This is a genomic window from Phycisphaerae bacterium (genome assembly GCA_012729815.1).
Taxonomy (GTDB): Bacteria; Planctomycetota; Phycisphaerae; order JAAYCJ01; family JAAYCJ01; genus JAAYCJ01.
Genome location: JAAYCJ010000271.1, coordinates 1 through 1,618 on the forward strand (window position 1 = coordinate 1; position 1,618 = coordinate 1,618).

General features: G+C 63.5%; 2 protein-coding genes. One reads left to right on the forward strand and one right to left on the reverse strand.

Annotated elements, in window-relative coordinates; translation table 11 throughout:
- Positions 1-155: 155 nt before the first annotated feature.
- Entirely contained in the window at positions 156-1,109 is a 954-nt protein-coding gene (locus GXY33_17760; protein NLX06987.1) for an RNA-directed DNA polymerase, read from the forward strand.
- Positions 1,110-1,121: 12 nt separating this feature from the next.
- On the opposite strand, the gene GXY33_17765 is transcribed toward GXY33_17760, so the two are convergent.
- The coding region (locus GXY33_17765) for a hypothetical protein (GenBank protein ID NLX06988.1) at positions 1,122-1,618 on the reverse strand (497 nt) is incomplete at its 5' end.

Below are 1,618 nucleotides of genomic sequence, written 5' to 3' on the forward strand. Positions count from 1 at the left end.
CAGAGCACGTGGCTGATGTTTCGTCAGCCGGGTCACACTGGACCTTCTGGTACTTCGTGCAAGGATCGCATCCTTGGCAAGGCAGCGCGGGCGCGGATCGCACCGCCGCGCCCGCCCGTTCTCTCTAACATGGGTTTACGGCAAGGAAGGCGGCGATGGGACTGTTCAGCTTTCTCCATGGCCTGTTCGGCGGCGGGCGATACGGCAGCGAGGATCTCGCCCAACGCCTCGGACTTATGGTCAAGTGGCTCGACGAAACCAAGCCGCACTACCAGCGATTCACCATCCCCAAACGCGCCGGCGGCATCCGCGACATCGACGCCCCAAACGATGAACTAAAAAAACTCCAGCGGCTGATCCTCCACCGCGTGCTGGCCGGCCTCAAAGCCCATCCCGCCTGCAACGGCTTCGAACGACACCGCTCCATCGTCTCCAACGCCCGCGTCCACGCCCGCCCCGACGTGGTCCTGCGAATGGACATCCGCGACTTCTTCGGCTCAACCGGCGCCGCGCGGGTCAAACGCTACTGCCGGGCCATCGGCTGGGACCGCCGCGCGAGCAACCTGCTGGTCAAACTCTGCACCTGGCAGGGCGGACTGCCTCAAGGCGCGCCGACCAGCCCGCGCCTGAGCAACCTCGTCAACTATCAGATGGACGCCCGCCTCGCCGGCCTCGCCCAAAGCATCGGTGCCCGCTACACCCGCTACGCCGACGACATCACCTTCTCCTTCCGCGCCGACGAGGCGAACGAGGCCCGAAGCTCTCTTGCCCGGAATCCCAAAACGCTTGACCCGGCCGAATGTCGCGACGACCACCGCCTCCCCACCGCCTTCGCCATCCGAATGACCAAAGCCATCCTCGCCGACTACGGTTACAAAATCCACCACAAGCGCAAGCTGCACATTCGCCGAAAACACCAGCGACAGGACGTAACCGGCCTCGTCGTCAACCACAAGGTCAACCTGCCCAGACGCACCCGCCGATGGCTCCGCGCCGTCGAGCACCACCTCGCGACCGGCCGGCCCGCCACCCTCTCCGCCGCCCAACTCGCCGGATGGCACGCCCTACAACACATGGTCGCCACCCAGTCGCAACCGGGGTCACCGTAAACACCGCACGCGCTAATCGTACCGGCTGTTCTCCCGGAACACCCTCACCGCGTGCTCGTACGTCCCAAACTCCACGCTGTACGGCACCGAGTGATCCGAATGGAACGCGTACGGAATCCTCATCTCCCTCATCGCCCGGACCTTCCGAAGCACCTCCGCCTCCACCTTCGCCGAATCGTTCGTCGACAGCACCGTCACGTCGATGTTGCCCATGTACGAAATCTTCCGCCCGTACGTCTTCGCCAGCTCCACTACGTCGCAGCCGGCCTTCGCCTCCATCGGCTGAAGGCAATCGAAACCCGCGTCAATGATGGACGGCACCGCCTTCCGAACGTCGCCGCACGAATGCAAAAGCACCGGCAGACCATGGTCGTGGAAAAACCCCACCAACTGCTTCTCGTACGGAAAAATCAACTCATCCATCGTCTGCGGCGAACAGAACAACCCGTTGCGGAAACCGAAATCCTCGTAAATGAACATCCCGTCCGGCAACCCCACCTCGCGAAACA